Raw genomic sequence first — 26,459 nt, 5'->3', positions numbered from 1 at the left:
CCCTCGAAAATTTCCGTCATTTATTGTTGTAAAAGGCGTTGAATCGTGTCGATCAGTTCATGGACAGGCACTTCCACTGATTCGCCTGTTTGGCGCACTTTTACTTCAACGACTCCTTCACCAGCGCGCTTTCCGACTGTCACCCGAACCGGGATCCCGATTAAATCGCTGTCGGCAAATTTGACGCCGGCGCGCTCCGGACGGTCATCGTACAATACTTCCAAACCAGCTTGTCTCAGTTTTTCATACCACTCATCAGCGAGCTGGCGCTGCTCTTCACTTTTTGCATTCGCCGTTATAAGGTGGACGTGGAACGGAGCAACCGCCACTGGCCAGACGAGGCCGTTTTCGTCGGCAAACTGCTCGGCAATCGCCGCGACTAGCCGCGAAACGCCGATGCCATAGCAGCCCATGATCATTGTTTGCGAACGTCCATTTTCATCCAAATAAGTTGCGTTTAACGCTTCACTGTAACGCGTGCCTAATTTAAACACGTGGCCGACTTCAATGCCGCGAGCAAAGCGGATCGTTCCTTTTCCATCCGGAGATGGATCTCCTTCTTGAATGAAACGTAAATCGGCGTATTCCGAAACGGTAAAATCGCGCTCTGGATTGACGCCAATATAATGATATCCTTCCTCATTCGCTCCGCATACGCCATTAACGATCGCTTTTACGGCATGATCGGCAACGACCGTGACGGACTCGCTGACACCAATCGGGCCGAGCGATCCGACTTCACAATTCATAACTTGCTTCGTTTCTTCCGGTGACGCAAGTTCAACGACAGTTGCGTCAAACAAGTTTTTCACTTTGACGTCATTTGCCTCATGGTCGCCGCGGACGAGCACAAGCACGTAACGGTCGTCGACTTTAAACAGCAATGACTTGATGCATTTTTCCGGAACCACCTGCAAATACGAAGCTACTTCCTCGATTGTTTTTTGCCCCGGTGTATGCACTTTCTCTAACTCGCGCAGCGGCTCATCGCTTTTCTCATATGTTGTAATAACAGGAGCCATTTCAATGTTTGCCGCATAATCGGAGGCATCGGAATAGGCGATCGTATCTTCGCCAATTTCCGACAAGACCATGAATTCATGCGTATCTTTTCCGCCGATCGCTCCGGAATCGGCAATAACGGCGCGGAAATTCAAACCGCAGCGGCGGAAAATGTTCGAATACGCTTCATACATTTTATTGTACGTTTCATCCAAACTTTCCTGCGACGTATGGAACGAATATGCGTCTTTCATAATAAATTCGCGGCCGCGCAATAAACCGAAGCGCGGGCGTTTTTCATCACGGAATTTCACTTGAATTTGATAAAGCGTCAGCGGCAAGCGCTTATAAGATTTCACTTCGTCGCGCACAAGCGTCGTAATCATTTCTTCATGCGTCGGTCCAAGCGCAAAATCGCGCTCATGCCGGTCTTTTAGGCGCATCAGCTCTGGACCGTACGAATACCAGCGGCCGGATTGCTGCCATAATTCCGCTGGCTGCAGCGCCGGCATGAGCAATTCAACCGCTCCGGCGCGATTCATTTCTTCGCGAATAATCACTTCCACTTTTTGCAATACGCGCTGCCCGAGCGGCAAAAACGTATATACGCCGCTTGCGCTTTGCCGGATAAACCCAGCACGCAGCAACAGCTGGTGGCTTTTTACTTCTGCGTCTGCAGGCACTTCCCGCAGCGTTGGAATGAACGATTGGCTTTGTCTCATTTTCTCGCACCTCTTTTTCTCTATCTCTTTTTATAGGAAAAACTTTTGAATGTCGTTCCATGTTACGACAAGCATCAATAACATTAAAAGGGCAAAACCGATAAAGTGCACGATTCCTTCTTTTTGCCGGTCAATCGGCTTTCCGCGCAGCGCTTCGATGGCGAAAAAGAGCAACCGCCCGCCATCAAGCGCGGGAAGCGGCAATAAGTTGACAATGCCAAGGTTAATGCTTAAAATCGCTCCCCATTTCATTAAATAGTAAATTCCCGATTGCGCCACTTTTCCAGTTGAAACAGCAATGCCAACAGGGCCTGACAGCATATCGAGCTTAAATTGGCCAGTAACTAGCTGCCCGAGACCGATAAGAATTTCTTTCGTCCAGTAGTATGTCTCAATAACTCCTTGTTTTACCGAGCCAAAAACCGATTTTTCCATCGGCTCATACACACCGATGAGGCCGATCGTTTCCCCCTGCACTTTTTTCGCATCAGGGGTTACGGCAATATCCATCACTTTTTCATCCCGCTGTATTTTAAAAAGCAATTTTTCTTCCGGATGGGCGCGAATAATGCTCACCACTTGCGTCCACGTTTTGACAGGCTCGTTATTGATCGACAGAATGACATCCCCTTGTTGAAGGCCAGCTTCCCGTGCCGCACCTTCTTTTGTCAGTTCACCGACAATCGGTTTGTCGACCGGATATCCATGCAGCAGTCCGATGAGCAAAAACACGACAAACGCCAACACAAAGTTCATAAGCGGCCCCGCCAAAATTGTCATCGTCCGCTGCCCAAGCGTTTTTGCGGCAAATTGGCGATGGTACGGGGCAATTTGGATTTCTTGGCGATCGACGACGAAAAAGGCAGGCTCATTGACAGAAAAACGTTCAAGACGGTCCTCATCTTGCTCGACATAACCGGTAATGTACATGTGGTGTTCCAAATCCGCTTGTTCGACTTCTATTATTTTCGCGTTTGGATAGTCGTCTTTATGGTTGACAATAATTTTATCGACATTGCCGTTTTTGTCTAATAGCAGCCCGACGACTTGCCCCGGCTTGATTTCGATCATTTCCGGATCTTCGCCGGCCATGCGGACAAAACCGCCCAATGGAAGCAAACGAATCGTATACACGGTTTCGTTTTTCTTAAATGAAAATACTTTTGGGCCAAAGCCGATGGCAAATTCACGGCATAAAATTCCCGCGCGCTTAGCGAAAATTAAATGACCAAGTTCATGGAAAAACACCAGTGCGCCAAAAATAATGATAAACGCAATGATCGGTTCCAATGTTTCAACCACCTTTTTTCATAGTAATGACCGAACGTACTGACGCGTCTCCGCATCAATTTCGCGGATCGCCTCCAGCGACGGCTCTTTGACAAACTCATGCCGCTCTAACGCGCGTTCAATATATTCCTCAATGGCAAGAAATGCGATGCGGCCTTGCAAAAAGGCGGCAACCGCCTCTTCGTTTGCGGCGTTTAACACCGTTGGCAGCGACCCGCCCGCTTTTCCTGCTTCATATGCTAAGCGCAGGCAGCGATAACGGTCAAAATCCACCTGCTGAAAGTGTAATGCACCAATTTCTGCTAAGTCAAGCGGTTTAGCATTTTTGAGCGGCAAGCGCTCAGGGTATGTTAAAGCGTATTGAATCGGCACATGCATATCCGGCATTCCGAGTTGAGCGATGATGCTTGTATCGCGAAACTGGACGAGCGAATGAATGATGCTTTCGCGGTGCAACAACACATCAATTTGCTCATACGGCAGCCCGAAAAGCCAATGTGCCTCAATCACTTCTAGCCCTTTGTTCATCATTGTCGCCGAATCAATCGTAATTTTCGCTCCCATCGACCAGTTCGGATGGCGCAGCGCTTCATCCACCGTGACATTTTTTAATTCTTCCCTCGTTTTATCGCGAAAACTGCCGCCAGACGCGGTTAAAATAATTTTTTCTACATTCTTTTTCTTTTCTCCTTGCAAACATTGAAAAATGGCCGAATGTTCGCTGTCCACCGGCAATAACGCAACACCGTGCTTTTTGGCAGCTGCGGTGACAATATGCCCTGCTGTCACAAGCGTTTCTTTGTTCGCCAACGCAATCGTTTTGCCAGCTTCAATCGCCCGCAATGTCGGAACAAGTCCAACGCTTCCGACGACCGCTGTCACAACGATGTCCGTTTTGGGAAAAACGGCTGCTTCCGTTAAACCATCTTCGCCATAAACGATCTTCACTTTTCCTGCATATTCGCGCCGCAGCTTATCATACGCGTCCGCATCGGCGACAGCGACAAGCTGCGGGGCAAATTCTTCAATAATCGCTCGTGCCATGTCCACATTTTTTCCAATCGATATTGCCGTTAAGTGGAATTCATCTGGATGCAAACGAATGATATCCAACGTCTGTGTGCCGATGGAGCCGCTCGCTCCTAATATACTTATATATTTCAATCCCGTCACTCCTAACTCCCTTATAACACCACAGTCATGAAAACAACTAAAATTGGCGCAATGAACAATAGGCTATCAAAGCGGTCCAAAATGCCGCCATGCCCCGGCAAAATATTTCCAGAATCTTTTACGCCATAATGCCGTTTAAATGCGGACTCGACTAAATCTCCCAACTGCCCGAACACAGAAAGAACAACCGTCATCACAATGAGAATGCCGAAACTGCCAAAAAGGTTTGTACATAGTTGGTACACAATAGCGACAATGACGGCACAAACGATTCCGCCGATGGAACCTTCCACCGTTTTGTTTGGGCTAATTTCCGGCCAAAGCTTGCGTTTCCCCCAGGCCCGGCCGATAAAATACGCCCCGATATCTGTCGCCCAAATCGTAAATAAAGCATACACCATGTACGCCAAGCCAATAAAGCGGATTTCCATGAAATAATAAAAGCCAAAGCCGACGTAAAGAATAGATAAAAACAAAAATCCCGCCTCATCAAATGTAAACGCGTTTTTTGTCACTACCGTATATACAAGCAGCAATAATGCGGCGAGGGAGAGACATTCGCTTTTCGTTACATTTAAAGACTCGAGCCAATGGGCATATGTCTCCGGAAGCAGAAGCGCCCATAAAAGCAAGAAACTAATGACTCCTTCTGGCGAAAACGCGCGCAGGCGTTTCATCCGCAACAATTCAAACAGGCCAATCGTTGCCAATATATATGTTACTATTATAAACGGAAATCCGCCAAAAATCACAATTGGTAAAAACAGTGCGGCGGCAATGAATCCAGTAATAATTCGCTGTTTCATCTTGTTTAAACTCCTCCAAACCGGCGATTGCGCTTTTGAAATGCGGCAATCGCTTCTAATAAGTGTTGTTCCGTAAAATCCGGCCATAATACATCAGTGAACCAAAACTCTGTATAAGCAAGCTGCCATAACATAAAATTGCTTAAACGTATTTCCCCGCTTGTGCGGATCAGTAAATCCGGATCCATTAAATCTTTTGTCATCAAATACGAAGACACTAACTCCTCTGTAATTTGTTCCGGGGACAGCCGGCCGTTTTGAATGTCTTTGGCAATCTGCTGCACCGCATATGTAATTTCCGCACGGCTTCCGTAGTTTAAGGCAAAATTCAGAATCAATCCCGTATTGTCTTTTGTTTCATTAATCGCCTTCTCCACCGCCCGCCGTGTATGTTCAGGAAGCTGTTCAGTATTTCCAATAACGCGAACGTTCACATTTTCCTCAATTAATTCCGGAAGAAACGTTGTTAAAAACTGCTCGGGAAGTTTCATCAAATACTCTACTTCGCTTTTCGGCCGTTTCCAATTTTCGGTCGAAAACGCGTACAATGATAATATTTTAATGCCAAGCTCATTGGCAAAACGGGTTATTTTGCGAACGACTTGCATTCCTTCGTAATGGCCCGCCGCCCGCGGCAAGGCCCGTTTCTTCGCCCATCGCCCATTGCCATCCATAATGATGGCGACATGTTTTGGAATTGGATGTTGCAATATATCCTCTTTTGCGTAAACAAGAGGTGAGGAGGATTCACCCTCTTTATTTTTCCAAATTTTATTAAACATACTAGTCCTCCATATGATGATATTTTATTATTTATATACTTATGCGACTAGCGATTTCTGGAACGAACATTTTTGCCTTATCCGCTTTCCGGATTCATTGCCTTTCCATTATAGCAAAAAAACCCTCCATGTATATAGAGGGTCTTTCCGGTTTCATTACACTTCCATTACTTCTTTTTCTTTTTCCTTCGTAATCGTATCAATTTTGGCAATATGATTATCTGTGAGCTTTTGAATATCATCAATATAGCCACGCAGCTCATCTTCGGTAATTTCGCCGTTTTTCTCCAGCTTCTTCAGCTCATCATTTGCATCGCGGCGAATGTTGCGCACAGCGACTTTCGCGTCTTCGGAATATTTTTTCACAAGCTTCACTAACTCACGGCGGCGTTCTTCCGTTAACGGCGGAATCGCAATGCGGATGACCGACCCGTCGTTGGATGGCGTTAATCCTAAATCAGATGATAAAATTGCTTTTTCAATATCTTTGATCACTGATTTATCATACGGCTGGATGACAAGCAACCGCGCTTCCGGAGCGCTGATACTTGCCAGCTGGATAATTGGCGTTGGTGCACCGTAATAATCCACTGTTATTTTTTCCAATAAGCTTGGATTAGCCCGTCCCGCGCGAATGGTTGCAAGTTCGCGAGTAAACGCTTGGACGGCTTTATCCATTTTTTCCTTTGCAATATTAATGATTTGTTGTACCATCGCTATTTCCCCCTCACGATTGTTCCAATATTTTCGCCAAGAACAGCTCGTTTGATATTGCCTTCTTCCATAATCGAGAAAACAATTAACGGAATATCGTTATCCATGCATAACGAAGAAGCAGTGGAGTCCATTACTCCCAATCCTTGTTTAATGACATCCAAATAAGATAGTTCATCATATTTCACTGCATTTTCATCGATTTTCGGATCAGCGCTATATACGCCATCCACATTGTTTTTGGCCATAAGAATAACGTCTGCTTCAATTTCGGCAGCGCGCAATGCCGCCGTCGTATCCGTTGAAAAATACGGATTTCCCGTCCCCGCCGCAAAAATGACGACACGTTTTTTTTCAAGATGGCGAATGGCTCTTCTTCGTATGTAAGGTTCAGCCACTTGCCGCATTTCAATCGATGTTTGCACTCTCGTCTCGACGCCGAGATGCTCGAGACTATCTTGAAGTGCAAGTGAATTCATGACCGTCGCGAGCATTCCCATATAATCCGCTGTCGCACGGTCCATTCCCATCTCGCTTCCCGTTTTTCCGCGCCAAATATTTCCGCCGCCAACTACAATCGCAATCTCAACGCCGAGCTCGGCGACTTCTTTTATTTGTTTCGCAATGGATTGAATAATGGCAGGGTTAATGCCAAATCCTTGTTCCCCAGCTAACGCTTCACCGCTTAACTTCAGTACAATACGCTTATACTTTGGTTTCTCCATGTCGAACCTCCATGCAGCTAATTAGGAAAAGCGAAACGCGAAAAATGGCAAAAACATCGCACCACTGCTGGAAAATCGTGATGCTGTATTTTGAAAAATAGGGAACACGGTGTGTGTTCCCTATGGACTTCGCTCATTGCTTTCTCATTTGATTCATTACTTCTTCGGCAAAGTTATCTTGGCGTTTTTCCATTCCTTCGCCAACTTCATAACGGATAAATGTTTTCACTTTTGCACCGTTGGATTCAACATATTGGCGTACTTTTACGTCCGGATTTTTTACGAACGCTTGCTCTAACAAGCAAATATCTTCGTAAAATTTGTTTAAACGGCCTTCTACGATCTTTTCAACGATATGTTCAGGCTTTCCTTCATTTAACGCTTGCTGTTTCAACACTTCGCGTTCACGGTCAATTTCTTCTTGTGACACTTGATCGCGAGAAACATATTTCGGGCGCAATGCGGCGATATGCATCGCAACATCTTTCGCCACGTCTTGGTTTGTTGTTCCTGCTAACAATGTTAATACAGCGATGCGTCCGCCCATGTGTAAGTACGCGCCAAATGCTTCATTGTCACCTTTTTCCACAATTTCAAAACGGCGCAATGTCAATTTTTCGCCGATTTTTGCGATTGCGGCATTAATGTGATCTTGAACCGTCACTCCGCTGTCCATTGTTTGCCCAAGCGCTTCTTCGAGCGTGGCAGGTTTATGTTTTAACAAGTGAGCCGCCAGCTCTTTAACTAGCGTTTGGAACGCTTCGTTTTTCGCAACAAAATCTGTTTCTGAGTTTACTTCTAAAATAACAGCGGTATTGCCGTCGACTTCGATGAGCGCTGTTCCTTCCGCTGCGATGCGATCCGCTTTTTTCGCCGCTTTGGCGATTCCTTTTTCACGAAGCCAATCGATCGCTTTTTCCATATCGCCGTTTGTTTCGGTGAGCGCTTTTTTGCAATCCATCATTCCCGCGCCCGTTTTTTCGCGTAATTCTTTTACCATTTGTGCTGTAATCGCCATAAATAAAAATCCTCCTTTAAACTCGCATGTATGTATCATTCGAGCGAAATTCGCTCTCTTCCGACCTTACTTATTAGTATAGCCAACAGCAGCTGTTTTCTGTCTCAAAAAAAGGTGATAAAAGGCTTTCCCCTCTTATCACCTTTCGCAAAAACACGTTACTCAGCTGCGACGACTGCTTCTTCGCCTTGTTTTGCTTCCAATACCGCATCGGCAATTTTGGAAGTGAGAAGTTTAACGGCGCGAATCGCATCGTCATTTGCTGGAATGACATAGTCAATTTCATCCGGATCGCAGTTGGTATCAACAATGCCGATAATCGGAATATTTAATTTGCGCGCTTCCGCAACCGCGATGCGCTCTTTGCGCGGATCAATGACAAACAATGCGTCCGGCAATTCTTTCATCTCTTTAATGCCGCCTAAAAACTTCTCTAAACGTTCTTGCTCTTTTTTCAAGCGGATGACTTCTTTTTTCGGAAGCACGTCAAAGATACCGTCTTCTTCCATTTTTTCAATTTCTTTCAGACGCTTAATCCGCTTTTGGATCGTTGCAAAGTTGGTTAACGTGCCGCCTAACCAGCGTTGGTTCACATAAAACATGCCGCAGCGTTCTGCTTCTTCTTTCACAGACTCTTGCGCTTGTTTTTTCGTACCGACAAACAAAATTTTACCGCCATTTGCTGCTAATTCTTTCGCAAAATTATATGCTTCTTCCATTTTTTTGACGGTTTTTTGCAAGTCGATAATATAAATGCCGTTGCGTTCTGTGAAAATATATTTTTTCATTTTTGGGTTCCAACGGCGAGTTTGATGTCCGAAATGAACACCTGCTTCAAGCAATTGCTTCATGGAAATAACTGACATGATAGTTCCTCCTATTTGTTTGGTTTTCGTTCCTCCGCCCATATCATTTTTAAGCAAGACTGACAACCGTCAGCACCGTTGCTTAAATCCATGAGCGTGTGTATTCACACCATGTAAAAATATATCATAACTGCCTACGACAATCAAGCAATTATTTGCTTACTTTTGCCGGAATTTTAGCAACAGCTCGATTTCTGTTTTTCCTTTCTTAAGCATTTTTGCGATTTCTTCAATTGTTTTTCCTTGTTCATAAAGCTTCCACGCCTCGTCGGCAAGCAAAGGAGGCGCCGCTTGCTGGCGTATATCAACGATGTCTTTCACATCGTCGACATTAGGGAAATAGTCAGGCAGCTCTTCTTCATTTGCCGATGCCGCCTGAACGACAGAGGGATGGTTTTTCCCCTCTTCCTGTGAACGGTTGCTTGCCATGTCGGATAATTTTTTGAGAAAACGCTCGTTTTCTTCTTTCCATTCTAATAAATATGCAGAAAACGTTTGTTCCATCTCCTCTGCCATTTGTTGCTGACGTTTTTCTGTTTCTTTCACTTTGGATAATTGCAAATAAAGCAAAATAATTATGAACAATGAAACCGCATGGAGCACAAAACTAATAACAAGCAGCAGTGCAATCATCGAATCCCTCTATCCTACAATGTCGATTGTTTTTCCTTTATATGGATGAACACGTTGTTTGTTTTGCTCTCTGCCAACATTGGCGCTCGTCCGCTTTTCCGTCACTTGTCTTCGCGCCCGCTCCATTTGTTTTTTTGTCGCCTCAGCAAGCTGCGATTGCGCGAGCTGTGAATAATAATGAACATCGCTTTGGATTTTTCCGGCATCGTACGTTTTTGGCAGCGCGATTTGCAACTCGACTAATTTCATATCCATATTATCCCACTTCCTTTTTCCGGCTAAAGCGCCTGTTCCAAAATTTTTCGCAACTTAAAAATCGCTTTAGAATGGAGCTGGGAAATTCTTGAGGTGGAAAGCCCTAAAATTTCTCCGATTTCTGTAAAGGTAAGCTCTTCTTTATAAAACAAGCTGATGACAAGCTGCTCTTTTTCGCTTAGCTGTTGAATGACTTCCGCTAATTTTTCATATAATTCCTGTTTTAAGACTTCTTCCTCCGGAGAAAGCGTTTTTTCATCACGGATCGCTAACAGCGCGTTTTCTTCTTCGTCGTTTTCTGTCGCGACATGTTGAAAGGATAAGACATTTGCAAAGAAATGCTCATTGACTACCGTATATACTTCCGCTTCTGTGATTCCTAATTCATCAGCGACTTCTTTTGCAGTAACGGACCGCATGTAGCGCTGTTCCAGTTTCTCGATCGTCTCTTCAATTTTTTTCGCTTTTTCCCTTATGCTGCGCGGAAGCCAATCTTCTTTGCGGAGTCCGTCAAAAATCGCACCGCGGATGCGAAACGAAGCATATGTGTCAAACTTTAAATCACGGGAGGGGTCAAATTTTTCAAGCGCGTCGTAAAGCCCGACTAATCCAAGGCTGATCAACTCTTGTTTGCTTATATTTTTCGGCAGCGATGCAGCGATTCGCTGAACGTGATAATGAACAAGCGGCATATATGTTTGCACGAGCTTATTTCCAGCTTGTGGATCACGGTCATATATCCAACGATCCCAATATTTGCGCTCTTCTCCTGCTAAAACGTTCGCCATGTGATTCCACCTCATTCTCTTCAAAATGCCGCTGTTTGTCATAATCATACCATTTCTTTTGGCGATAAATCATCAATCCGTTTCATCATATCTCTTTTATCCCTTGATTCACTGTACGAATCGATAAAATCGTCGTTTTCGGATTAAATTCGATCGTCCGCCCGCTGCTGCCCCCGACATCTTCCGCAACAATCGGAATACGGAACCGGTTCAGCTGCTGTCTAAGCGCCTCAACGTTTCTTTCACCAATTCGCATCGCATCCGTGCTTTTGGACGAAAAGGAAAACATTTGCGCCCCGCCAGCCATTTTTGCCTTAAGCATCTCCTTTCTTCCTCCCGCCCGGACAACGAGGCGGATTAACGCTTCGACCGCTGTATCCGCATATTTGGCGACATTAATCGTTTCCGTTCTCGCCATGGAAGAATCAGGGAGCATCACATGTGCCAACCCTGCCACTTCTTTAACATGATCGAAAATTACGACGCCGACACATGATCCCAATCCAGATGTTCGTATTACATTTGGTGCATGCACAACGTTCATATCCGCAATGCCAACTTTCACGACATGAACGGTCTCGCTCATGAAAGATCCACACCCAGCGCGTGAAAAATGGAAGCGAACGAATCTGGATCGGGAAGCAAGAAGAAATGGCCATTGACACTGTCTTCTGGGCGCCGCTCATCATACAAAGCAGTGTCGATAAGAATCGCATAATCGCCAACGCGAGACAATTCGAGCAACCCATATTGCAAAATCGCTCCAATCATATCAATGGTCAACATCGGAACAGACGAATATAAGTTTAAATTAGTAAAATCAGCCAATGCGGAAAGATAAGAGCCGGCAAGGATATTTCCTAACTCTTGCAACGCTGATCGTCCTAACTCTGACAGATGTCCATCCAACAACGAAGACGTCTCATCGCCCGTCATTTGCTGGATAAACCGCGCCGCCTGTGCTAATGAAAGCACGAAAAACATATTCCCCGGCGCATCCCCTTCAATGCGCAAATAAACGCATGCCACTACTTGTTCCGCGCCGCCGATCAGCTCCATCGTTTCATTAAATGTCGCAATTTGCACATGCGGCACAGCCATTTCGATTTTTTTATTCAATAGTTTGGACAACGCTGTCGCTGCGTTTCCCGCCCCGATATTGCCAATTTCTTTTAAAATATCAATATGGGTGCCACTTAATTGCTTAAAATGTTCCATAGACTAGCAACCCCTCCCCCGAATGAATGTGAAACGTTATGATAAACGGCTTTCCGTCCCAAGCACTTTCTCTAAATTTAACAAAATGAGCAACCGTCTTCCGATTTTCGCCACCCCGTGAATATAATCGACTTCCACCGCTTCAATCGTTTCTGGCGGCGGTTCAATGCTGGAAGTTGGCACATCGAGCACATCGCTGGCAGCGTCGACAATCAATCCGACTTCTACATCTTGAAGCGCAACGATAATAATCCGCGTTTGCTCAGAATAAGGAACAGACGGAAAACCAAACCGTTCCCTTAAGTCAATAATCGGTGTCACGACACCGCGCAGATTAATAACTCCTTTCACGTAATGCGCCGTGCGAGGAACACGAGTTATATGCTGAATTTTTTCAATGGAACGAACGAATTGAACAGGGAGCGCATATTCTTCATTTTTCAACTGAAAGACAATGACTTTCAATTCTGCCTCTTGAACGGCAGCCATCTTTCTTTCCTCCTTTCAATCAAACCGTCATTTATTTGATTAACGAATTGCAATCAATAATAAGCGCTACTTGCCCATCCCCCAATATCGTTGCGCCGGAAATGGCAAACACGGAAGTTAAATAGTTTCCTAGCGATTTCAAGACGACTTCCTGCTGCCCGATGAACGAATCCACCACAAGGCCGGCCATTTTTTCCCCTTTGCGGACGATAACAACCGAAACAAACTCTTCCTCTTCTGTAACAGTCGGTATTTCAAAAATTTCTTTCAAGAATACAAGCGGGACAACTTTTCCGCGAAAATCAATGACTTGCTGGTTATGTGTGTGAAAAATGTCTTCTTTTTTTATGATCGCCGTTTCAATAATAGACGACAGCGGAATCGCATATTTTTCTTGTTGAATTTCAACAAGCAATACGGAAATAATCGACAATGTTAGCGGAAGCTGAATCGAAAAGATGGAGCCACTTCCTTCTTCAGAATCCACCGTAACCGTGCCGCCAAGTGATTCGATCGTGCTTTTGACAACATCCAGTCCGACGCCGCGTCCAGAAATATCGGAAATTTTATCTGCTGTTGAAAAACCGGGAGCGAAAATAAGCTCATATATTTGTCTGTCTGTTAAATTTTCGGCGTTTTGTTTGGAAACGATGCCTTTATCGATCGCTTTTCGCAACACTTTATCACGATTAATGCCGGCGCCATCGTCCTCTATTTCAATAAACACATGATTGCCGCTATGATATGCTTTCAGTTTGACCGTTCCTTCTTCCGGTTTGCCGCTTGCCCGGCGCACATCCGGCGTTTCAATGCCATGGTCAATCGCATTGCGGAGCAAGTGAACGAGCGGGTCTCCGATTTCGTCAATCACTGTGCGGTCAAGCTCTGTTTCCGCGCCGATGATTTCCAGATTTACTTTTTTCCCTAATTCACGCGCCAGCTGGCGGACCATGCGCGGAAAACGGTTAAAAACCGTTTCGACCGGCACCATGCGCATATTTAAAATAATATTTTGCAAATCACTGGAAATGCGTGACATTCGTTCCACCGTTTCATGAAGCTCAGGATGATTCAATTCCCGGGAAATTTGTTCCAAGCGCCCGCGGTCGATGACAAGTTCTTCGAATAAGTTCATTAAAATATCGAGGCGTTCAATATTGACGCGTATCGTTTTATTCGTTGATGCAGACTGTTTTGCCGCTACGTTTGGCTCAGAAGAATCTTTCGTTTGTTTTTGCTGCTTGGCTTGGACCGTTGCTGCTTCTTGCTGCCGTGCTTCCGCTTGGGCGGCTTCAGCAGCGTCCGTTTTCTTCCGCTCCTCAACATCAAACGGCACGACGTCCACTTCTTCAATCTCAGAAACTTTCATAATCCGTTCGTATAATTCTTCAGCGGATTTTTTCGATACAACGGTTACGACGAATTCTTGGTCAAACTGCTCCTCTTCCAGCATCTCAACAGATGGATTTGATTTAATCACTTCTCCCATTTCATTTAACGCCTCAAAAACCATAAACACGCGCGCCGCTTTTAATAAACAATCGTCCCGCAATTTGACGCGTATTTCATATGCGGAAAAGCCTTGCTCTTTTGATTGTTGCAACACATTGTATTCAAATTCTCCGTAAGTTTGGGAAAAGGATGCAGAAGAACTTGGACTCTCCGCTGCTGTTGCCGCTGCCAATTCAGCCGGTAATTCTCCTCGTTCAATCCGCTTTAATCGTTCCACTACTTCTTTTACATCGCGCTTGCCATCGCCGCCCTCCGCAATGGACATAATCATCGCTTCCAAATGATCAACTGCTTGAAAGACGACATCTAATATTTCCGAAGTAACGGTAATTTTATGGTTGCGAATTCCGTCAAGCACATTTTCCATTTGGTGGGTCAAATTCGCTAAATCCTCAAACCCCATTGTCGCTGACATTCCCTTCAGCGTATGCGCTGAGCGGAAAATTTCGTTAACAATCGTCATGTCCTCAGGCGTTTTTTCCAATTCCAGCAACTGTTCATTGATCGTTTGCAAATGCTCTTTGCTTTCATCAATGAAAATTTCCAAATATTGACTCATGTCCATCGCCTTTTCCCCCTTTTACCCCTCAACATATTTAGCAATCATTTCCGCTATTTGCTCCAAAGGCACAACGATATCCACTACGTTTGCTTGAATCGCTGCTTTCGGCATCCCAAACACGACCGCCGTTGTTTCATCTTCAGCGATCACTTTTGTATTTCCGCTTTCTTTCAATCGCTGCAATCCCGCCGTTCCGTCTGAACCCATCCCTGTCATAATCACCGCTATTTTTTCGTAGTCTGTCAATGCGCTTATCGACTCAAACAGCACATCTACTGATGGGCGATGGCCGTTTCGCGGCGGCGACTGTTCCACGCAAGCAGTAAGCGCTCCTTTTTCTTGGTGCACTAATAGATGAAACCCGCCGGGCGCAATATATGCGGTGCCGTTTTGCAGCGTTTCCCCGTCTTCCGCCTCTTTCACGGCGATCAGTGAAAGCGAATCAAGCCTTTGCGCCAATGATTTTGTAAACCCTTTTGGCATATGTTGAACAACCATAATCGGTGCGGCGATATTTTCCGGCAATTTCGTCAACACTTGCTGCAACGCGCGTGGCCCTCCTGTCGACGTTCCGATGCAAACGATTTTTTTGCGCTGATTTTTCCGATCATGAAACGTTCTTATCCGTTGGTGTTTCCTTATTTCGCCCGTGTTGTCCAAGGATATCGCCCGCACGTTGGCGCGGCTTGCCAGCAACACCTTGTTTATCAATTCTTCTTTCACTTTATATAAATCTAGCGAAATGACGCCAGACGGTTTCGCGACAAAGTCGATCGCCCCATATTGCATCGCAGTGATCGTATTTTCCGCGCCTTCTGTCGTCGTGCTTGATAGCATCACAACAGGAAGCGGATGGTTTTTCATCAATTGTTTAAGCGCTTCAAGCCCATTCATCACCGGCATCTCGACATCCAATGTCACAACATCCGGCTTTAGCAAGGCAGCTTTCTCCAACGCTTCCTTGCCGTTTTTCGCCGTTCCGACTACTTCAATTTGTGGGCTTTCGGAAAGAAAATTAGTAATCAGCTTCCGCATAAAAGCGGAATCATCCACAACGAGAACTTTCACCTTGCTCATGTATGCCCTACCTTTCTAAAAGAAAATGCCGCAGTCTAGCAAAGAAGTTCAACGGACGACGGGCCCGCTCTTCATCGATGAAACGCGCCGACAAATAACGGTCGGTCAACATATGCATAGCGCGGCTAACTTTGGAAACAGGGTCGAACAACAAAAACGGAGTTTGCCGCACCACTGCCTTAGAGACAGAACGGTCTTCCGGCAAAATGCCCAACGGAATGATATCTTTACCAAGAAATTGCTTCGCCACACGTTTCAACCGCTGGAGCGTGTCCCATCCTTCTTGCTCTGTTTGGGCCCGGTTGACAATGACATAAAACGGGACATTCTTTTCCTGCATATGAATATATTTCATCATCGCATACGCATCCGTAACCGCTGTTGGCTCCGGTGTCGTGACGATAAAAACTTCATGAACCGCTTTTAAAAGACGGAGGCGGTCTTCGGAAATCCCCGCTCCCATATCGAAAATCAAATAGTCGTATTGTTCAGAAACCAATTGTAACTGTGTCAAAAAGTAGTCGATTTTTTCATCATCCATTGTAAACACGTTTGCCAGTCCCGTTCCCCCGGCAATAAACGAAATATTTTCCGGACCGTTTTTAATCAGTTCGTACAGAGAAAGCCGTTTGTAAAATAAATCAATGATCGTCGCGCTTGACGATTGGCCGAGCAAAATATCGATGTTTCCCATCCCGATATCCATGTCAAGCAACAACACGCGGAAACCTCGTTTGGACAGCATGATTGAAAAATTCAGCGAAACGTTTGATTTGCCAACTCCGCCTTTTCCGCTGGTGATTGCAATCGATTTTGTCTCCTTTTTCCGTTCGTTTTGCCTACTTAATCGCAACCGTAAGCTTTCCGCCTGATCTCTCATACTCGTTCGACTCCAAACAACATATTGATAATGTGTTCAACAGATGCTTCCATCATATCGTCGGGAACGTTTTGACCGTTTGTTAAGTAAGACGCCCCTACTTTATATTCCATCATTAAATTTAACATCGCGCCATAGCGGGTCGTTTCATCTAATTTTGTAAAAATGAAGCGATCAATCGGAATGAGAGAAAATTGTTCATAAATGGCTTTCATATCGTCATATTTTGCCGTCAACGCAAATACGAGAAATGTCTCCATTTCTTCGTCAAAATCGATAATACTTTGCAAATCTTTGACATATTGCGGATGACGGAAATTTCGCCCTGCTGTGTCAATAAGCACAACGTCGCGGTCAGACAGCTTTTTCTTCGCTTCATGGAAATCTTGCAAGTTATAACAAACTTCGAGCGGCACATTTAAAATTTTCGCATATGTTTTCAATTGATCAATGGCGGCTATCCGATACGTATCTGTTGTAATAAATGCTATGTTTTTTCTATGATGCAAAACACAGTGTGCTGCAATTTTGGCCAATGTCGTCGTTTTTCCCACCCCGGTAGGCCCGACGACATTAATATATTTTTTCTGAAAGGAGATTCCGCCGAACGGAAGCGGTGACAATTTTTCCTTTATTATTTCTTTTGCCCAAGCGAACACTTGTTTTTCCGTCGCATTTCCGCCGCTGGTGTACCACCGGTCAAGCAAATCCGCCATGATTTCTTGCACAAGCGGGGCAGAAACTTCTTGGTTTGCCAGCAGGTGGTGCACTTCATTCAACGGTCCCGGATAGTGGGAAAAGCCGGCGCGGACGTTCGTTGACAGCTGTTTTAACATCGTTTTTAACTCTTTCAGTTCCTGAAGCAACTCCGCATCTTCTTCCCGCTTTTTCTCAGCGAGAAACGAGGTGGAAAAGGAGGACACCTCTTTTTTTCTGTCCGCGCTTTGGCGCGCAGGCTGCGGATCAACGGCGGCTATTACCTCAATATTTTTTTTAGTAAACAGCCCCAAAAATCCGCCTTTCCGCACGACTTTTGAATTTAAAATCACCGCATCGTTTCCCAATTCGGCACGGATCATTTTCATCGCTTCCGGCATCGACGGCGCCACAAATTTTTTTACTTTCATTCTATATCCACCATCCCAACGCTTTGGACTTCCACATTCGCCTCAAGTTCATTGTAAGATAAAATCGGCAAGTTTGGAAAATGTCGTTCTGTCAATTGCCGCACATACATGCGCACAGCAGGGGAACAAAGCAAAATCGGCGTTTGGCTGGCAAACGGATGCTGTTCAAGTTGCGCGGCAATCGCTTCGATGATCGACTGCGACAACGCCGGATCAAGCGATAAATAATTGCCGTGTTCGGTCTGTTGTACTGCGTCGGCAATCGTTTTTTCGACTTTTCCCGATAAGGTAACGACTTTTAGCGGCTCTCCTGGAATAACATATTGATTCGTAATTTGCCGCGCTAATGCTTGCCGCACGTATTCCGTCAATATGTCCGTATCTGTCGTCATGCGGGCAAAATCAGCCAATGTTTCAAAAATGAGCGGCAAATTCCGGATCGATACTTTTTCTTTTAACAGTTTCGCTAATACTTTTTGTATCTCGCCGATCGACAGCGGGTTCGGAGTTACTTCTTCTACTAATACCGGATATGATTCTTTTAAATGATCGACAAGTTGTTTCGTTTCTTGGCGCCCTAACAATTCATGTGCATGCGCTTTTAGCACTTCTGTAATATGCGTGGAAACAACGGACGGCGGATCCACAACGGTATAGCCCAGCATTTCCGCCCGGTCTTTCATATCTTCAGAAATCCATTTTGCCGGAAGCCCAAACGCCGGCTCCACCGTATCGATCCCTTCGATGGAATCATCTTCAATTCCTGGGCTCATCGCTAAATAATGATCTAAGAGCAGCTCACCGCGCGCTACTTCATTTCCTTTAATTTTCAAGCGATACTCATTCGGCTGAAGTTGAATATTATCGCGTATGCGGACGACCGGAATGACTAACCCCAGCTCCAGGGCAAGCTGCCGGCGGATCATGACAATCCGGTCAAGCAAATCGCCGCCTTGGTTCGCATCAGCTAGCGGAATTAAAGCATAGCCAAACTCAAACTCAATCGGATCGACATTCAGCAGTTGAATAACACTTTCAGGGCTTTTCAATTCATCCATTTCTGCCTCTTCCGTTTCTTCTTGCGAAGGCGCCGCTTCCTGGCGGGCCGCTTCTGCGGTGAAACGATATCCGCCAAGCGCCAGCAAACCGGCGATGGGAATCGTAAGCACATCATTAATTGGCGTGAACAAACCTAATAAGAAAATCGTTCCTGCTGTCACATACAGCATTTTCGGAAACGCAAACAGCTGTTTCATAATATCGCCGCCGAGATTGCTATCCGATGCGGCTCTTGTCACGACAATGCCTGTCGCCGTTGAGATTAATAATGCGGGAATTTGGCTGACAATTCCATCGCCGACGGTCAACAGCGTATAGCGCTGTGCTGCCTCAGAGATGTCAAGGCCTTGCTGAACGACGCCAATCACCATGCCAAACAGCATGTTGATGACGACAATCACCATTCCGGCAATCGCGTCACCTTTGACAAATTTGCTTGCCCCGTCCATCGCTCCATAAAAATCCGCTTCGCGGGCGATTTTTTCGCGGCGCTGCCGCGCTTCTTGTTCTGAAATCATTCCGGCGTTTAAATCCGCGTCAATGCTCATTTGCTTTCCCGGCATCGCATCGAGCGTAAAACGCGCCGCCACTTCCGAGACGCGTTCAGCACCTTTGGTAATGACGACAAATTGAATGATAATTAAAATCAAAAACACGACGAAACCAACGACGACGTTGCCGCCAACCACAAACGTCCCGAACGTTTCAACAACTCCGCCCGCTTCTCCTTTGCTTAAAATCGAACGTGTCGTTGAAACATTTAACCCCAGCCGAAATAGTGTAAGGAGCAATAACAAGGACGGAAAAATCGAAAACTGTAGCGGCTCTTTCATATTCATCGATGTAAGGAGAACCAACAGCGCAAGCGAAATATTGATCATGATCAAAACGCTCAACAGCCATGACGGTAGCGGTATAATCAGCATTGCTACAATTAAGACAACCATCAATAACACCGATAAATCTTTTGCTTGCATACATGTTCTCTCCCTACTGCTAGACTTTTCGTTTCAAGCGGTACACGTACGCTAAAATTTCCGCTACCGCTTTAAAAAATTCTTCCGGAATCATATCGCCCACTTCCGTTTGCCGATAAAGCGCCTGGGCAAGCGGCCGGTTTTCTACCGTCACAACATCATGCTCTTTCGCAAGCTGCTTGATTTTTAGCGCAACGTAATCGACACCTTTTGCCACGACAATCGGCGCGTCCATTTTTCCGTCTTCATACTTTAGCGCCACTGCATAATGCGTCGGGTTCGTGATGACGACATCCGCTTTCGGCACCTCTTGCATCATCCGCCTCATCGCCATTTCCCGCTGTTTTTGCTTAATTCTCGACTTAATTAACGGGTCTCCTTCTGTTTTTTTGTATTCGTCTTTAATATCTTGTTTGGACATCCGGATATTTTTCTCAAATTCAAAACGCTGGTACAAATAATCGAAAATGGCGAGAAACAACAGGGCAACAGATGCATAAAGCCCCATTTTTACCGTTAAACTGGCTAATGAGCTTAATGTTGCTTCCAATGATTTTGTCGTCAGCGACAAAATACGATCAAGCTGAACCCATAGCAAAGCAAACGTGACAAGCCCGACAACGCTGATTTTTAAAAGCGATTTTAGCAGCTCGACAAGCGCGCGCAATGAGATTATCCGCTTAACCCCTTGAATGGGATCAAGCCTGCTCCAGTTTATCTTCAGCGGCTCTGTTGTAAACAAAAACCCTACCTGCAAAAAATTGGCCAAACAAGCGGCGGCCACTGCCGCGAGAAAAATCGGCGCAACGATTGTCGCAACATTTTTTAACAACGCGAGAAAAATATGATGAACCGCACCAATGGTTAAATCCATCAATGCGTATTGTTCGAATGATTGATGCATTAACCGCAACAGCAGCTCTTTATGGCGGGTGCCGGAGAAGGACAAAACGAGAAAAACAACGAGCATGACAAGCGCCGTATTGATGTCGGCGCTTTTGGCAACTTGCCCTTTTTGGCGAACTTCTTGCCGCTTTCGCGGAGTCGCTTTTTCCGTTTTTTCGCCGGCAAAAAATTGCAAATCAAGGCGCAATCCGCTCATTTATGGTCCTCCTAAAAGTTTCATCAGCTCGCGCATCGCCAAAAACATCGTATCGAACAAATGGCGGACAGCAAGAAATATCGCTGCCATCGTTACAATTAGCAGTATAAACCCCACGGCAATTTTCACCGGAAACCCGACGACGAAAATATTGAGCTGTGGGACTGTCCGCGCCACAATTCCAAGCGCAACATCGACTAAAAATAAACAACCGACAAGCGGGACCGACATTTGAAAAGCGATGGCAAACATCGCACTAAACGATTTAACGATGTATTCGGCGACATGGCCGTGATCCAAACGCGGCCAATGGTCAAGCGGAATAAACCGGTAGCTGTAAAACACCCCGTCAAGCAACAGATGGTGCCCATTTACAGATAGCAGCAACAACAAAGCAAACATGTAAAAATATTGCCCCATCAACGGGTTTTGCGCGCCTGTCTGCGGATCGATCACGTTAGCGATGGCAAACCCCATTTGAAAATCGATCAGCCCGCCGACGATTTGAATCGCCGAGATGATCATAAAGGCAAATAAGCCGATGCAAAGACCGACGAGCACTTCTTTGACCACAAGCAGCACATACATTTCATCTAAAGCGACCGTCGGTTTCGAAATGGCAAAAAACATCATCCAACTAAGAAAAAACGACAGCCCGATTTTATGCGCCATTGGAATCGTCCGATACGAAAACAGCGGCAATGTCGCAAAAAAGGAAGCAACCCGCGCAAAAATGAGCAAAAACACTGGAAAATGCAACCATAATTGCTCCATCATTCATCAGCCTATATATTTTGTTAAATTGTTCAAAATCTCGTACGCATATGACACTATTTTCGTCAACATCCACGGCCCGAAAAACACCAATCCGACTAATACGGCGACGATTTTCGGCACAAATGCGAGCGTCTGCTCCTGAATTTGCGTCGTCGCTTGAAAAATGCTAATAATCAGCCCAACGGCAAGGGATAACAAAAGAAGCGGGCCGCTCACAATTAAAATGGCATATACTCCTTGCTCCGCCATACGAATGACAAAATCGGCGCTCATCTTTGCCACCTACTTTATTGAAAGCTTTCTAACAGCGATTTCACGACTAAATACCAGCCATCGACAAGGACAAATAGCAAAATTTTAAACGGCAAGGAAATCATCACAGGCGGCAGCATCATCATTCCCATCGACATCAGCACGCTCGCGACAATCATATCGATGACAAGAAACGGAATAAAAATCATCACTCCCATTTGAAATGCCGTTTTTATCTCGCTGATCGCAAATGCCGGAACAAGCGTTGACAGCGGAATATCTTGCACCGTTTTCGGCTTTTCCGCGCCGCTATATGATAAAAACAATGCCAAATCTTTTTGCCGCGTATGCTTGCTCATAAACTCTTTTATCGGCACAGAAGCGCGTTCATACGCTTGCTCCAAATTAATTTTTTCCGAAAACAACGGTTGCAGCGCCTGATCGTTAATTTCTTTAAAAGTCGGCGCCATAATGAAAAATGTTAAAAACATCGCTAAACCGATCAATACTTGGTTTGGCGGCATTTGCTGCGTTCCAAGCGATGTACGGACGAACGATAAAACGATAATAATGCGCGTAAAGCACGTCATCATAATTAAAATGCCAGGAGCGATCGACAATACGGTTAACAAAAGCAGCAGCTTCACAGATGTGGAAACATGTTCAGGAGCAACTTGATTAAACATTTGCATAAATTCATTCATCGGCTGCCGTTCCTTTCTGTTCAATCTGCTTTAACAGTTCTTTCCGCTTCATTGACAGCTCCTGCATTTGTTTTGTGAGCATTTCGCGGAACGCCTCATGGCGATCGTCTGCCTGCTGCTGTTTCGCTGTGAAATAACCGCGCATGCGGGCGCTCCATTTGCTTGGTTCCAACATTTGCTGCAATCGTTCATTATGCATCGCTAAAATTTCGTTTACTTCTTGCTCATCGTCGATTTCCCGCAATAATTGAATGGATTCGCCGACCCCGATCACAAGAATATGCTTTCCCACTTTTACTAATTGAACGGATCGATTGGTGCCAACGCTTGTCCCGCCAAGATGTTCAATGACTCCTTTTTTTCCGGAAAACAACTGGCCGCGACGGTGGAGAAATTTTAATAATCCGTAAATAAGCAAAAGCACAAATGCCGTTGCGCCAATGAGTTTGATGACATCCCAAACGGAAAAAGGCGACCCTTGCTCATCTGCTGCTGGCGTAGCTTCGTTTTTATGTGAATCAGCCGGCTGCTCGCACAAGTCAGGATGCTTTAAGCATTCTTCCACGGTCGGCGATTGCTCCGCAAAAACAGGAAACTCTGTTTGCGCAGCAATCGCGACAACGATGCATAAAAACAATGCGATGATTCGTGACTGTAGCAAATTCGCTCCACCTCTTATGCTTTATCCAAGCGTTTTATTGATCGCTTCGATGACACGGTCCGCCTGGAACGGTTTTACGACAAAATCTTTTGCACCCGCTTGAATGGCGTCAATGACCATTGCCTGTTGCCCCATCGCCGAACACATAATGACTTTGGCATTGCTATCAATTTTTTTAATTTCTTTCAATGCAGTAATGCCATCCATTTCCGGCATCGTAATGTCCATTGTCACGATATCCGGACGGGTTTCTTTATACTTTTCAATCGCTTGCAAGCCATCGGCTGCTTCTGCTACTACTTCATGCCCGTTTTTGGTTAAAATGTCTTTGATCATCATTCTCATAAATGCTGCATCATCCACAACCAATATTCTTGCCATTGTCTATCAACCTCCTAAACGATTATTTTAGCTTTTTCAAGCGATCGCTTTGACTTATAATGTCTGTCACGCGCACGCCAAAATTTTCATCGATCACAACGACTTCCCCTTTAGCAATGAGCTTATTGTTCACCAATATATCAACAGGTTCCCCGGCCAATTTATCCAATTCAATAATCGAGCCCGATGACAACTGCAAAATTTCTTGAACAGAACGTTTTGTACGGCCAAGTTCAACGGTGACTTGAAGCGGAACATCAAGGAGAAGCGACAAGTTTTTGACTTCTGTATCCGCTGATGGAGACGGTTCAAATTCAGCAAAATCAACCGATTGAATTTGCCGTTCTCCTGATTTGGCGTTCGCTCCAAAATGATTGGCTGTTTCATGTGCCGCCGTTTTGGACGGTTCATAAGACGGCTGGGCTCCGATTGCTTCGGTCGTTACAGACGGCTGGGAGACCGCCGCCTCTTGCGCAGCGGCTTCTTTTTCCGCTTCTGGCACGCTGTTGGAAGAAGTTGGTTCGCCACTGGATTCGCCGCTGGAATGAAGCAGCTGTTTCACAAGTTCTTTCGCAAAATCAACCGGCAATAGCTGCATAATGTTTGAATCAATCAAATCGCCAATTTTCAAGCGGAAAGAGACTTTAATAAATACGTCTTCGTTCGGTAAATATTCGATTCCTTTTTCTTCCCTGACATTGAGCAAGTGAAGAGTCGGGGGAGAAATATCGACGCGTTTTCCGAAAATAGTGGACATCGATGTCGCTGCTGACCCCATCATTTGGTTCATCGCTTCCTGCACAGCGCTCAGTTGAATTTCTCCCAACTCATCCGCCGTATTCGTTCCGTCTCCTCCGAGCATCAAGTCCGCAATAATGGCCGCATCTTCTTGCTTAATGACAAGCAAATTCGTCCCTAAAAATCCATCTGTATAATTGACTTGAATCGCTACATACGGCAGCGGAAATTCGCTGTCGACATTTTTCCGCTGAATGATCGAGACGCTTGGCGTCGTAATCTCCACTTTTTGATTGAGCAACACTGACAGCGCTGTTGCCGAACTGCCAAACGAAATGTTGCCAATTTCCCCTAACGCGTCTTGCTCAAGCGGCGATAATATTTCATCCAGCTGGGGAATTTCGTCATTTCCAGCTGATCCGCGCAGCAGCGCATCGATTTCATCTTGGGATAGCATGCCATCATTCATCATCGTAATTTTCTGCCCCCTTAAACGTATCTAAAATTTGCACCGCCAGCCTTTTATTTCTCTTTCCTGGCTGACCAGTAAATTTCGGAATATCCCCGACTTTAATAAGAAGCGGTTGCTGGATAGATTGATCGAGTTCAATGACATCGCCGACTTCCAGCTGCAAAAAGTCTTGAATGGTAATGGTTGCCGTGCCAAGCTCAGCGATAATCGGAAGTTTGGCGAAACGAATCCGCCGTTCAAGCGCCTCTGTTTCTTCCGGCGAACTTTCTTTTTTTTGCGCCTGCATCCAATAATGGACAGACAGCTTTGGGATAATCGGCTCCAGCACTACATAAGGAATGCAAATATTCATCATCCCGCTCGTCTCGCCGATTTGTGTGTTCAACGAAATCACGACAACCGTGTCATTCGGCGATATCATTTGCAAAAACTGCGGATTGACTTCAAAATCAGTGAAAACAGGGTCAATTTCCGCAACCGATTCCCATGCATCGCGTAAATTGGAAAAAGCTTTATCAAATAAATTGGATATAATCCGCGTTTCAATTTCCGTTAAATTATCGATTTTGTTCACACTTGTTCCTTTTCCGCCCATCACACGATCAAGCATCGCATAGGCGATATTTGGGTTTACTTCCATCAATATATGCCCATTCAGCGGCGGAACTTCAAAGACGTTTAAAAACGTCATTTTCGGAATGGAACGAATAAACTCTTCATACGGGATTTGATCGGCCGACGCCACCGATATTTGCACATATGTACGTAATTGCGCTGCGAAAAAAGTTGTCAATAATCTCGCAAAATTTTCGTGAATGCGCGTTAAACTGCGGATTTGGTCCTTTGAAAAGCGAAGCGCCCGCTTAAAGTCATATACTTTCACGCGCTTTCCTGTTTCTTCCTTTTTTAATTCTTCCGCGCTCATTTCCCCCGTGGACAATGCTGCCAATAACGCGTCGATTTCGCTTTGTGATAATACTTCGCCAGTCGTCATAAGGTTGTTCCCTCCTAACGGCACAAACTATTGGAGGACAAAGGAGGTAATATATACTTGCTCCACTTTTCCATCTTGCATAATTTGATTAATTTGCTGTTTTAACCGCTCTTCAAAGGAAGTCATTCCTTCTTTTCCTTTAAAATTTTCTGCTTTCATTTCTGAAAGTTCTTCGATAATAATATTTTTGATTTGAAAGTCGCGTTTTTCCGCTTCTTCTTTTCCTTTTTTGCTGTTTGTTTGAATTTTAAAGGAAATTTTCACATATCTTCCGTCTGCTAAATTCGTCGTGATTTCAGGGATGTCGATCGAACTTTCCACAATTTCGTCAGCGCTTGGCGTGCTTTGCTCTTTTTCCCCTGTCAATTTCAGCACGGCAATTAACGCGATCGCACCGATAAGGGCGATAATAACTAATAGGATTAGCATCGTTTTGATTAACCGATTACTTTTCACTTTCTGATCCTCCTAAGCCTTCCGGTAAGCGCAGCACCGCGACTTGTCGGTAAAAGCTGCTTACCAACGCGATAACCTCTTGCACTGATTCACGCACGACAAACTTTTTTCCGTTCGTCAATGTAATCGTTGTATCCGGAAATGCTTCGACTTGTTCAATATAAATGGCGTTTAATACAAACTTTTTTCCGTTGAGCCGCGTTAATGTTATCATGGATGCGCAGGGCACTAGCCGGCAGCTAGCACC

Annotated in this window: 30 protein-coding genes; all 30 read right to left on the bottom strand. The window is 45.2% G+C overall.

What is annotated here, in order from left to right; translation table 11 throughout:
- Nucleotides 1–20 precede the first annotated feature (20 nt).
- Nucleotides 21–1,724, bottom strand: a complete 1,704-nt coding sequence (locus AOT13_RS09285) for a proline--tRNA ligase (RefSeq protein WP_042383290.1) — start codon at nucleotides 1,722–1,724, stop codon at nucleotides 21–23.
- A 30-nt stretch (nucleotides 1,725–1,754) separates the two neighbouring features.
- The gene (rseP, locus tag AOT13_RS09280) at nucleotides 1,755–3,014 is read right to left on the bottom strand and encodes an RIP metalloprotease RseP (RefSeq protein ID WP_042383292.1); all 1,260 of its coding nucleotides are present in this window, start codon (nucleotides 3,012–3,014) and stop codon (nucleotides 1,755–1,757) included.
- Between the two features lie 18 nt (nucleotides 3,015–3,032).
- Complete coding sequence (gene dxr / locus AOT13_RS09275; protein ID WP_003251686.1) at nucleotides 3,033–4,178, bottom strand: 1-deoxy-D-xylulose-5-phosphate reductoisomerase; 1,146 nt, start codon at nucleotides 4,176–4,178, stop codon at nucleotides 3,033–3,035.
- Nucleotides 4,179–4,198: 20 nt separating this feature from the next.
- Nucleotides 4,199–4,993, bottom strand: coding sequence for a phosphatidate cytidylyltransferase (locus AOT13_RS09270; protein ID WP_003251687.1), 795 nt, complete (start codon nucleotides 4,991–4,993; stop codon nucleotides 4,199–4,201).
- Nucleotides 4,994–4,998: 5 nt separating this feature from the next.
- On the bottom strand, nucleotides 4,999–5,775 hold the full coding sequence (uppS, locus tag AOT13_RS09265) for an undecaprenyl pyrophosphate synthase (protein ID WP_003251690.1): 777 nt from the start codon (nucleotides 5,773–5,775) through the stop codon (nucleotides 4,999–5,001).
- 156 nt (nucleotides 5,776–5,931) lie between these two features.
- On the bottom strand, nucleotides 5,932–6,489 hold the full coding sequence (frr, locus tag AOT13_RS09260) for a ribosome recycling factor (protein ID WP_042383294.1): 558 nt from the start codon (nucleotides 6,487–6,489) through the stop codon (nucleotides 5,932–5,934).
- Nucleotides 6,490–6,491: 2 nt separating this feature from the next.
- The gene (pyrH, locus tag AOT13_RS09255; protein ID WP_003251694.1) at nucleotides 6,492–7,214 is read right to left on the bottom strand and encodes a UMP kinase; all 723 of its coding nucleotides are present in this window, start codon (nucleotides 7,212–7,214) and stop codon (nucleotides 6,492–6,494) included.
- Nucleotides 7,215–7,347: 133 nt separating this feature from the next.
- Nucleotides 7,348–8,232, bottom strand: a complete 885-nt coding sequence (gene tsf / locus AOT13_RS09250; RefSeq protein WP_003251696.1) for a translation elongation factor Ts — start codon at nucleotides 8,230–8,232, stop codon at nucleotides 7,348–7,350.
- Nucleotides 8,233–8,390: 158 nt separating this feature from the next.
- A complete protein-coding gene (gene rpsB, locus AOT13_RS09245; protein WP_003251698.1) occupies nucleotides 8,391–9,098 on the bottom strand; it encodes a 30S ribosomal protein S2 in 708 nt (235 codons plus the stop codon).
- Nucleotides 9,099–9,257: 159 nt separating this feature from the next.
- Nucleotides 9,258–9,731 (bottom strand): hypothetical protein, encoded by a 474-nt coding sequence (locus AOT13_RS09240; protein WP_042383296.1) that lies wholly within the window; start codon nucleotides 9,729–9,731, stop codon nucleotides 9,258–9,260.
- 9 nt (nucleotides 9,732–9,740) lie between these two features.
- Complete coding sequence (locus AOT13_RS09235) at nucleotides 9,741–9,986, bottom strand: hypothetical protein (RefSeq protein ID WP_042383298.1); 246 nt, start codon at nucleotides 9,984–9,986, stop codon at nucleotides 9,741–9,743.
- Between the two features lie 23 nt (nucleotides 9,987–10,009).
- Nucleotides 10,010–10,774, bottom strand: a complete 765-nt coding sequence (locus tag AOT13_RS09230; protein WP_003251704.1) for a FliA/WhiG family RNA polymerase sigma factor — start codon at nucleotides 10,772–10,774, stop codon at nucleotides 10,010–10,012.
- Between the two features lie 85 nt (nucleotides 10,775–10,859).
- Nucleotides 10,860–11,360 carry a chemotaxis protein CheD gene (locus AOT13_RS09225; protein ID WP_042383300.1) on the bottom strand — a complete coding sequence of 167 codons (501 nt, stop codon included), beginning with the start codon at nucleotides 11,358–11,360 and terminating at the stop codon, nucleotides 10,860–10,862.
- Entirely contained in the window at nucleotides 11,357–11,992 is a 636-nt protein-coding gene (locus tag AOT13_RS09220; RefSeq protein WP_003251707.1) for a chemotaxis protein CheC, read from the bottom strand. The genes AOT13_RS09225 and AOT13_RS09220 overlap by 4 nt, the downstream gene beginning before the upstream one ends.
- A gap of 36 nt (nucleotides 11,993–12,028) precedes the next feature.
- Nucleotides 12,029–12,481: a chemotaxis protein CheW gene (locus AOT13_RS09215; protein WP_003251709.1), complete on the bottom strand. Its 453-nt coding sequence runs from the start codon at nucleotides 12,479–12,481 to the stop codon at nucleotides 12,029–12,031.
- Between the two features lie 31 nt (nucleotides 12,482–12,512).
- Nucleotides 12,513–14,558, bottom strand: coding sequence for a chemotaxis protein CheA (locus tag AOT13_RS09210; protein ID WP_003251710.1), 2,046 nt, complete (start codon nucleotides 14,556–14,558; stop codon nucleotides 12,513–12,515).
- A 15-nt stretch (nucleotides 14,559–14,573) separates the two neighbouring features.
- A complete protein-coding gene (locus AOT13_RS09205) occupies nucleotides 14,574–15,632 on the bottom strand; it encodes a protein-glutamate methylesterase/protein-glutamine glutaminase (RefSeq protein WP_003251711.1) in 1,059 nt (352 codons plus the stop codon).
- 7 nt (nucleotides 15,633–15,639) lie between these two features.
- Nucleotides 15,640–16,512, bottom strand: a complete 873-nt coding sequence (locus tag AOT13_RS09200; RefSeq protein ID WP_003251713.1) for a MinD/ParA family protein — start codon at nucleotides 16,510–16,512, stop codon at nucleotides 15,640–15,642.
- Nucleotides 16,509–17,639 (bottom strand): flagellar biosynthesis GTPase FlhF, encoded by a 1,131-nt coding sequence (gene flhF, locus AOT13_RS09195; RefSeq protein ID WP_003251715.1) that lies wholly within the window; start codon nucleotides 17,637–17,639, stop codon nucleotides 16,509–16,511. The genes AOT13_RS09200 and flhF overlap by 4 nt, the downstream gene beginning before the upstream one ends.
- Nucleotides 17,636–19,675, bottom strand: a complete 2,040-nt coding sequence (gene flhA, locus AOT13_RS09190) for a flagellar biosynthesis protein FlhA (RefSeq protein ID WP_003251717.1) — start codon at nucleotides 19,673–19,675, stop codon at nucleotides 17,636–17,638. The genes flhF and flhA overlap by 4 nt, the downstream gene beginning before the upstream one ends.
- Before the next feature lie 19 nt (nucleotides 19,676–19,694).
- Nucleotides 19,695–20,777 carry a flagellar biosynthesis protein FlhB gene (gene flhB / locus AOT13_RS09185; RefSeq protein ID WP_003251719.1) on the bottom strand — a complete coding sequence of 361 codons (1,083 nt, stop codon included), beginning with the start codon at nucleotides 20,775–20,777 and terminating at the stop codon, nucleotides 19,695–19,697.
- Nucleotides 20,778–21,551 carry a flagellar biosynthetic protein FliR gene (fliR, locus tag AOT13_RS09180; RefSeq protein WP_003251721.1) on the bottom strand — a complete coding sequence of 258 codons (774 nt, stop codon included), beginning with the start codon at nucleotides 21,549–21,551 and terminating at the stop codon, nucleotides 20,778–20,780. It lies immediately after the preceding gene.
- Between the two features lie 6 nt (nucleotides 21,552–21,557).
- Nucleotides 21,558–21,827, bottom strand: coding sequence for a flagellar biosynthesis protein FliQ (fliQ, locus tag AOT13_RS09175; RefSeq protein ID WP_003251723.1), 270 nt, complete (start codon nucleotides 21,825–21,827; stop codon nucleotides 21,558–21,560).
- A 14-nt stretch (nucleotides 21,828–21,841) separates the two neighbouring features.
- Complete coding sequence (fliP, locus tag AOT13_RS09170; RefSeq protein WP_003251724.1) at nucleotides 21,842–22,510, bottom strand: flagellar type III secretion system pore protein FliP; 669 nt, start codon at nucleotides 22,508–22,510, stop codon at nucleotides 21,842–21,844.
- Nucleotides 22,503–23,171 (bottom strand): flagella biosynthesis regulatory protein FliZ, encoded by a 669-nt coding sequence (fliZ, locus tag AOT13_RS09165; RefSeq protein WP_003251725.1) that lies wholly within the window; start codon nucleotides 23,169–23,171, stop codon nucleotides 22,503–22,505. The genes fliP and fliZ overlap by 8 nt, the downstream gene beginning before the upstream one ends.
- 21 nt (nucleotides 23,172–23,192) lie before the next feature.
- Nucleotides 23,193–23,552, bottom strand: a complete 360-nt coding sequence (locus AOT13_RS09160; RefSeq protein WP_013401257.1) for a response regulator — start codon at nucleotides 23,550–23,552, stop codon at nucleotides 23,193–23,195.
- Between the two features lie 22 nt (nucleotides 23,553–23,574).
- Nucleotides 23,575–24,762, bottom strand: coding sequence for a flagellar motor switch phosphatase FliY (gene fliY, locus AOT13_RS09155; protein ID WP_035502217.1), 1,188 nt, complete (start codon nucleotides 24,760–24,762; stop codon nucleotides 23,575–23,577).
- On the bottom strand, nucleotides 24,752–25,756 hold the full coding sequence (gene fliM / locus AOT13_RS09150) for a flagellar motor switch protein FliM (RefSeq protein ID WP_003251729.1): 1,005 nt from the start codon (nucleotides 25,754–25,756) through the stop codon (nucleotides 24,752–24,754). The genes fliY and fliM overlap by 11 nt, the downstream gene beginning before the upstream one ends.
- Before the next feature lie 27 nt (nucleotides 25,757–25,783).
- Nucleotides 25,784–26,212, bottom strand: coding sequence for a flagellar basal body-associated protein FliL (fliL, locus tag AOT13_RS09145; RefSeq protein ID WP_003251731.1), 429 nt, complete (start codon nucleotides 26,210–26,212; stop codon nucleotides 25,784–25,786).
- The gene (locus AOT13_RS09140) at nucleotides 26,202–26,426 is read right to left on the bottom strand and encodes a flagellar FlbD family protein (protein ID WP_003251733.1); all 225 of its coding nucleotides are present in this window, start codon (nucleotides 26,424–26,426) and stop codon (nucleotides 26,202–26,204) included. The genes fliL and AOT13_RS09140 overlap by 11 nt, the downstream gene beginning before the upstream one ends.
- Nucleotides 26,427–26,459: the final 33 nt, after the last annotated feature.

It is taken from the genome of Parageobacillus thermoglucosidasius (assembly GCF_001295365.1).
In the GTDB taxonomy this organism is placed as follows: Bacteria; Bacillota; Bacilli; order Bacillales; family Anoxybacillaceae; genus Parageobacillus; species Parageobacillus thermoglucosidasius.
Note: the sequence above shows the minus strand (reverse complement) of the source record. Positions and strands in the feature narration are given on the sequence as shown.

Excerpts from the sequence above, each read along its gene's own strand:
- AOT13_RS09285 (WP_042383290.1), bottom strand. The coding sequence starts at position 1,724 with ATGAGACAAAGCCAATCGTTCATTCCAACGCTGCGGGAAGTGCCTGCA.
- AOT13_RS09270 (WP_003251687.1), bottom strand. The coding sequence starts at position 4,993 with ATGAAACAGCGAATTATTACTGGATTCATTGCCGCCGCACTGTTTTTA.
- uppS (WP_003251690.1), bottom strand. The coding sequence starts at position 5,775 with ATGTTTAATAAAATTTGGAAAAATAAAGAGGGTGAATCCTCCTCACCT.
- frr (WP_042383294.1), bottom strand. The coding sequence starts at position 6,489 with ATGGTACAACAAATCATTAATATTGCAAAGGAAAAAATGGATAAAGCC.
- pyrH (WP_003251694.1), bottom strand. The coding sequence starts at position 7,214 with ATGGAGAAACCAAAGTATAAGCGTATTGTACTGAAGTTAAGCGGTGAA.
- tsf (WP_003251696.1), bottom strand. The coding sequence starts at position 8,232 with ATGGCGATTACAGCACAAATGGTAAAAGAATTACGCGAAAAAACGGGC.
- rpsB (WP_003251698.1), bottom strand. The coding sequence starts at position 9,098 with ATGTCAGTTATTTCCATGAAGCAATTGCTTGAAGCAGGTGTTCATTTC.
- AOT13_RS09240 (WP_042383296.1), bottom strand. The coding sequence starts at position 9,731 with ATGATTGCACTGCTGCTTGTTATTAGTTTTGTGCTCCATGCGGTTTCA.
- AOT13_RS09235 (WP_042383298.1), bottom strand. The coding sequence starts at position 9,986 with ATGGATATGAAATTAGTCGAGTTGCAAATCGCGCTGCCAAAAACGTAC.
- AOT13_RS09230 (WP_003251704.1), bottom strand. The coding sequence starts at position 10,774 with ATGGCGAACGTTTTAGCAGGAGAAGAGCGCAAATATTGGGATCGTTGG.
- AOT13_RS09225 (WP_042383300.1), bottom strand. The coding sequence starts at position 11,360 with ATGAGCGAGACCGTTCATGTCGTGAAAGTTGGCATTGCGGATATGAAC.
- AOT13_RS09220 (WP_003251707.1), bottom strand. The coding sequence starts at position 11,992 with ATGGAACATTTTAAGCAATTAAGTGGCACCCATATTGATATTTTAAAA.
- AOT13_RS09215 (WP_003251709.1), bottom strand. The coding sequence starts at position 12,481 with ATGGCTGCCGTTCAAGAGGCAGAATTGAAAGTCATTGTCTTTCAGTTG.
- AOT13_RS09210 (WP_003251710.1), bottom strand. The coding sequence starts at position 14,558 with ATGGACATGAGTCAATATTTGGAAATTTTCATTGATGAAAGCAAAGAG.
- AOT13_RS09205 (WP_003251711.1), bottom strand. The coding sequence starts at position 15,632 with ATGAGCAAGGTGAAAGTTCTCGTTGTGGATGATTCCGCTTTTATGCGG.
- AOT13_RS09200 (WP_003251713.1), bottom strand. The coding sequence starts at position 16,512 with ATGAGAGATCAGGCGGAAAGCTTACGGTTGCGATTAAGTAGGCAAAAC.
- flhF (WP_003251715.1), bottom strand. The coding sequence starts at position 17,639 with ATGAAAGTAAAAAAATTTGTGGCGCCGTCGATGCCGGAAGCGATGAAA.
- flhA (WP_003251717.1), bottom strand. The coding sequence starts at position 19,675 with ATGCAAGCAAAAGATTTATCGGTGTTATTGATGGTTGTCTTAATTGTA.
- flhB (WP_003251719.1), bottom strand. The coding sequence starts at position 20,777 with ATGAGCGGATTGCGCCTTGATTTGCAATTTTTTGCCGGCGAAAAAACG.
- fliR (WP_003251721.1), bottom strand. The coding sequence starts at position 21,551 with ATGGAGCAATTATGGTTGCATTTTCCAGTGTTTTTGCTCATTTTTGCG.
- fliQ (WP_003251723.1), bottom strand. The coding sequence starts at position 21,827 with ATGAGCGCCGATTTTGTCATTCGTATGGCGGAGCAAGGAGTATATGCC.
- fliP (WP_003251724.1), bottom strand. The coding sequence starts at position 22,510 with ATGAATGAATTTATGCAAATGTTTAATCAAGTTGCTCCTGAACATGTT.
- AOT13_RS09160 (WP_013401257.1), bottom strand. The coding sequence starts at position 23,552 with ATGGCAAGAATATTGGTTGTGGATGATGCAGCATTTATGAGAATGATG.
- fliY (WP_035502217.1), bottom strand. The coding sequence starts at position 24,762 with ATGATGAATGATGGCATGCTATCCCAAGATGAAATCGATGCGCTGCTG.
- fliM (WP_003251729.1), bottom strand. The coding sequence starts at position 25,756 with ATGACGACTGGCGAAGTATTATCACAAAGCGAAATCGACGCGTTATTG.
- AOT13_RS09140 (WP_003251733.1), bottom strand. The coding sequence starts at position 26,426 with ATGATAACATTAACGCGGCTCAACGGAAAAAAGTTTGTATTAAACGCC.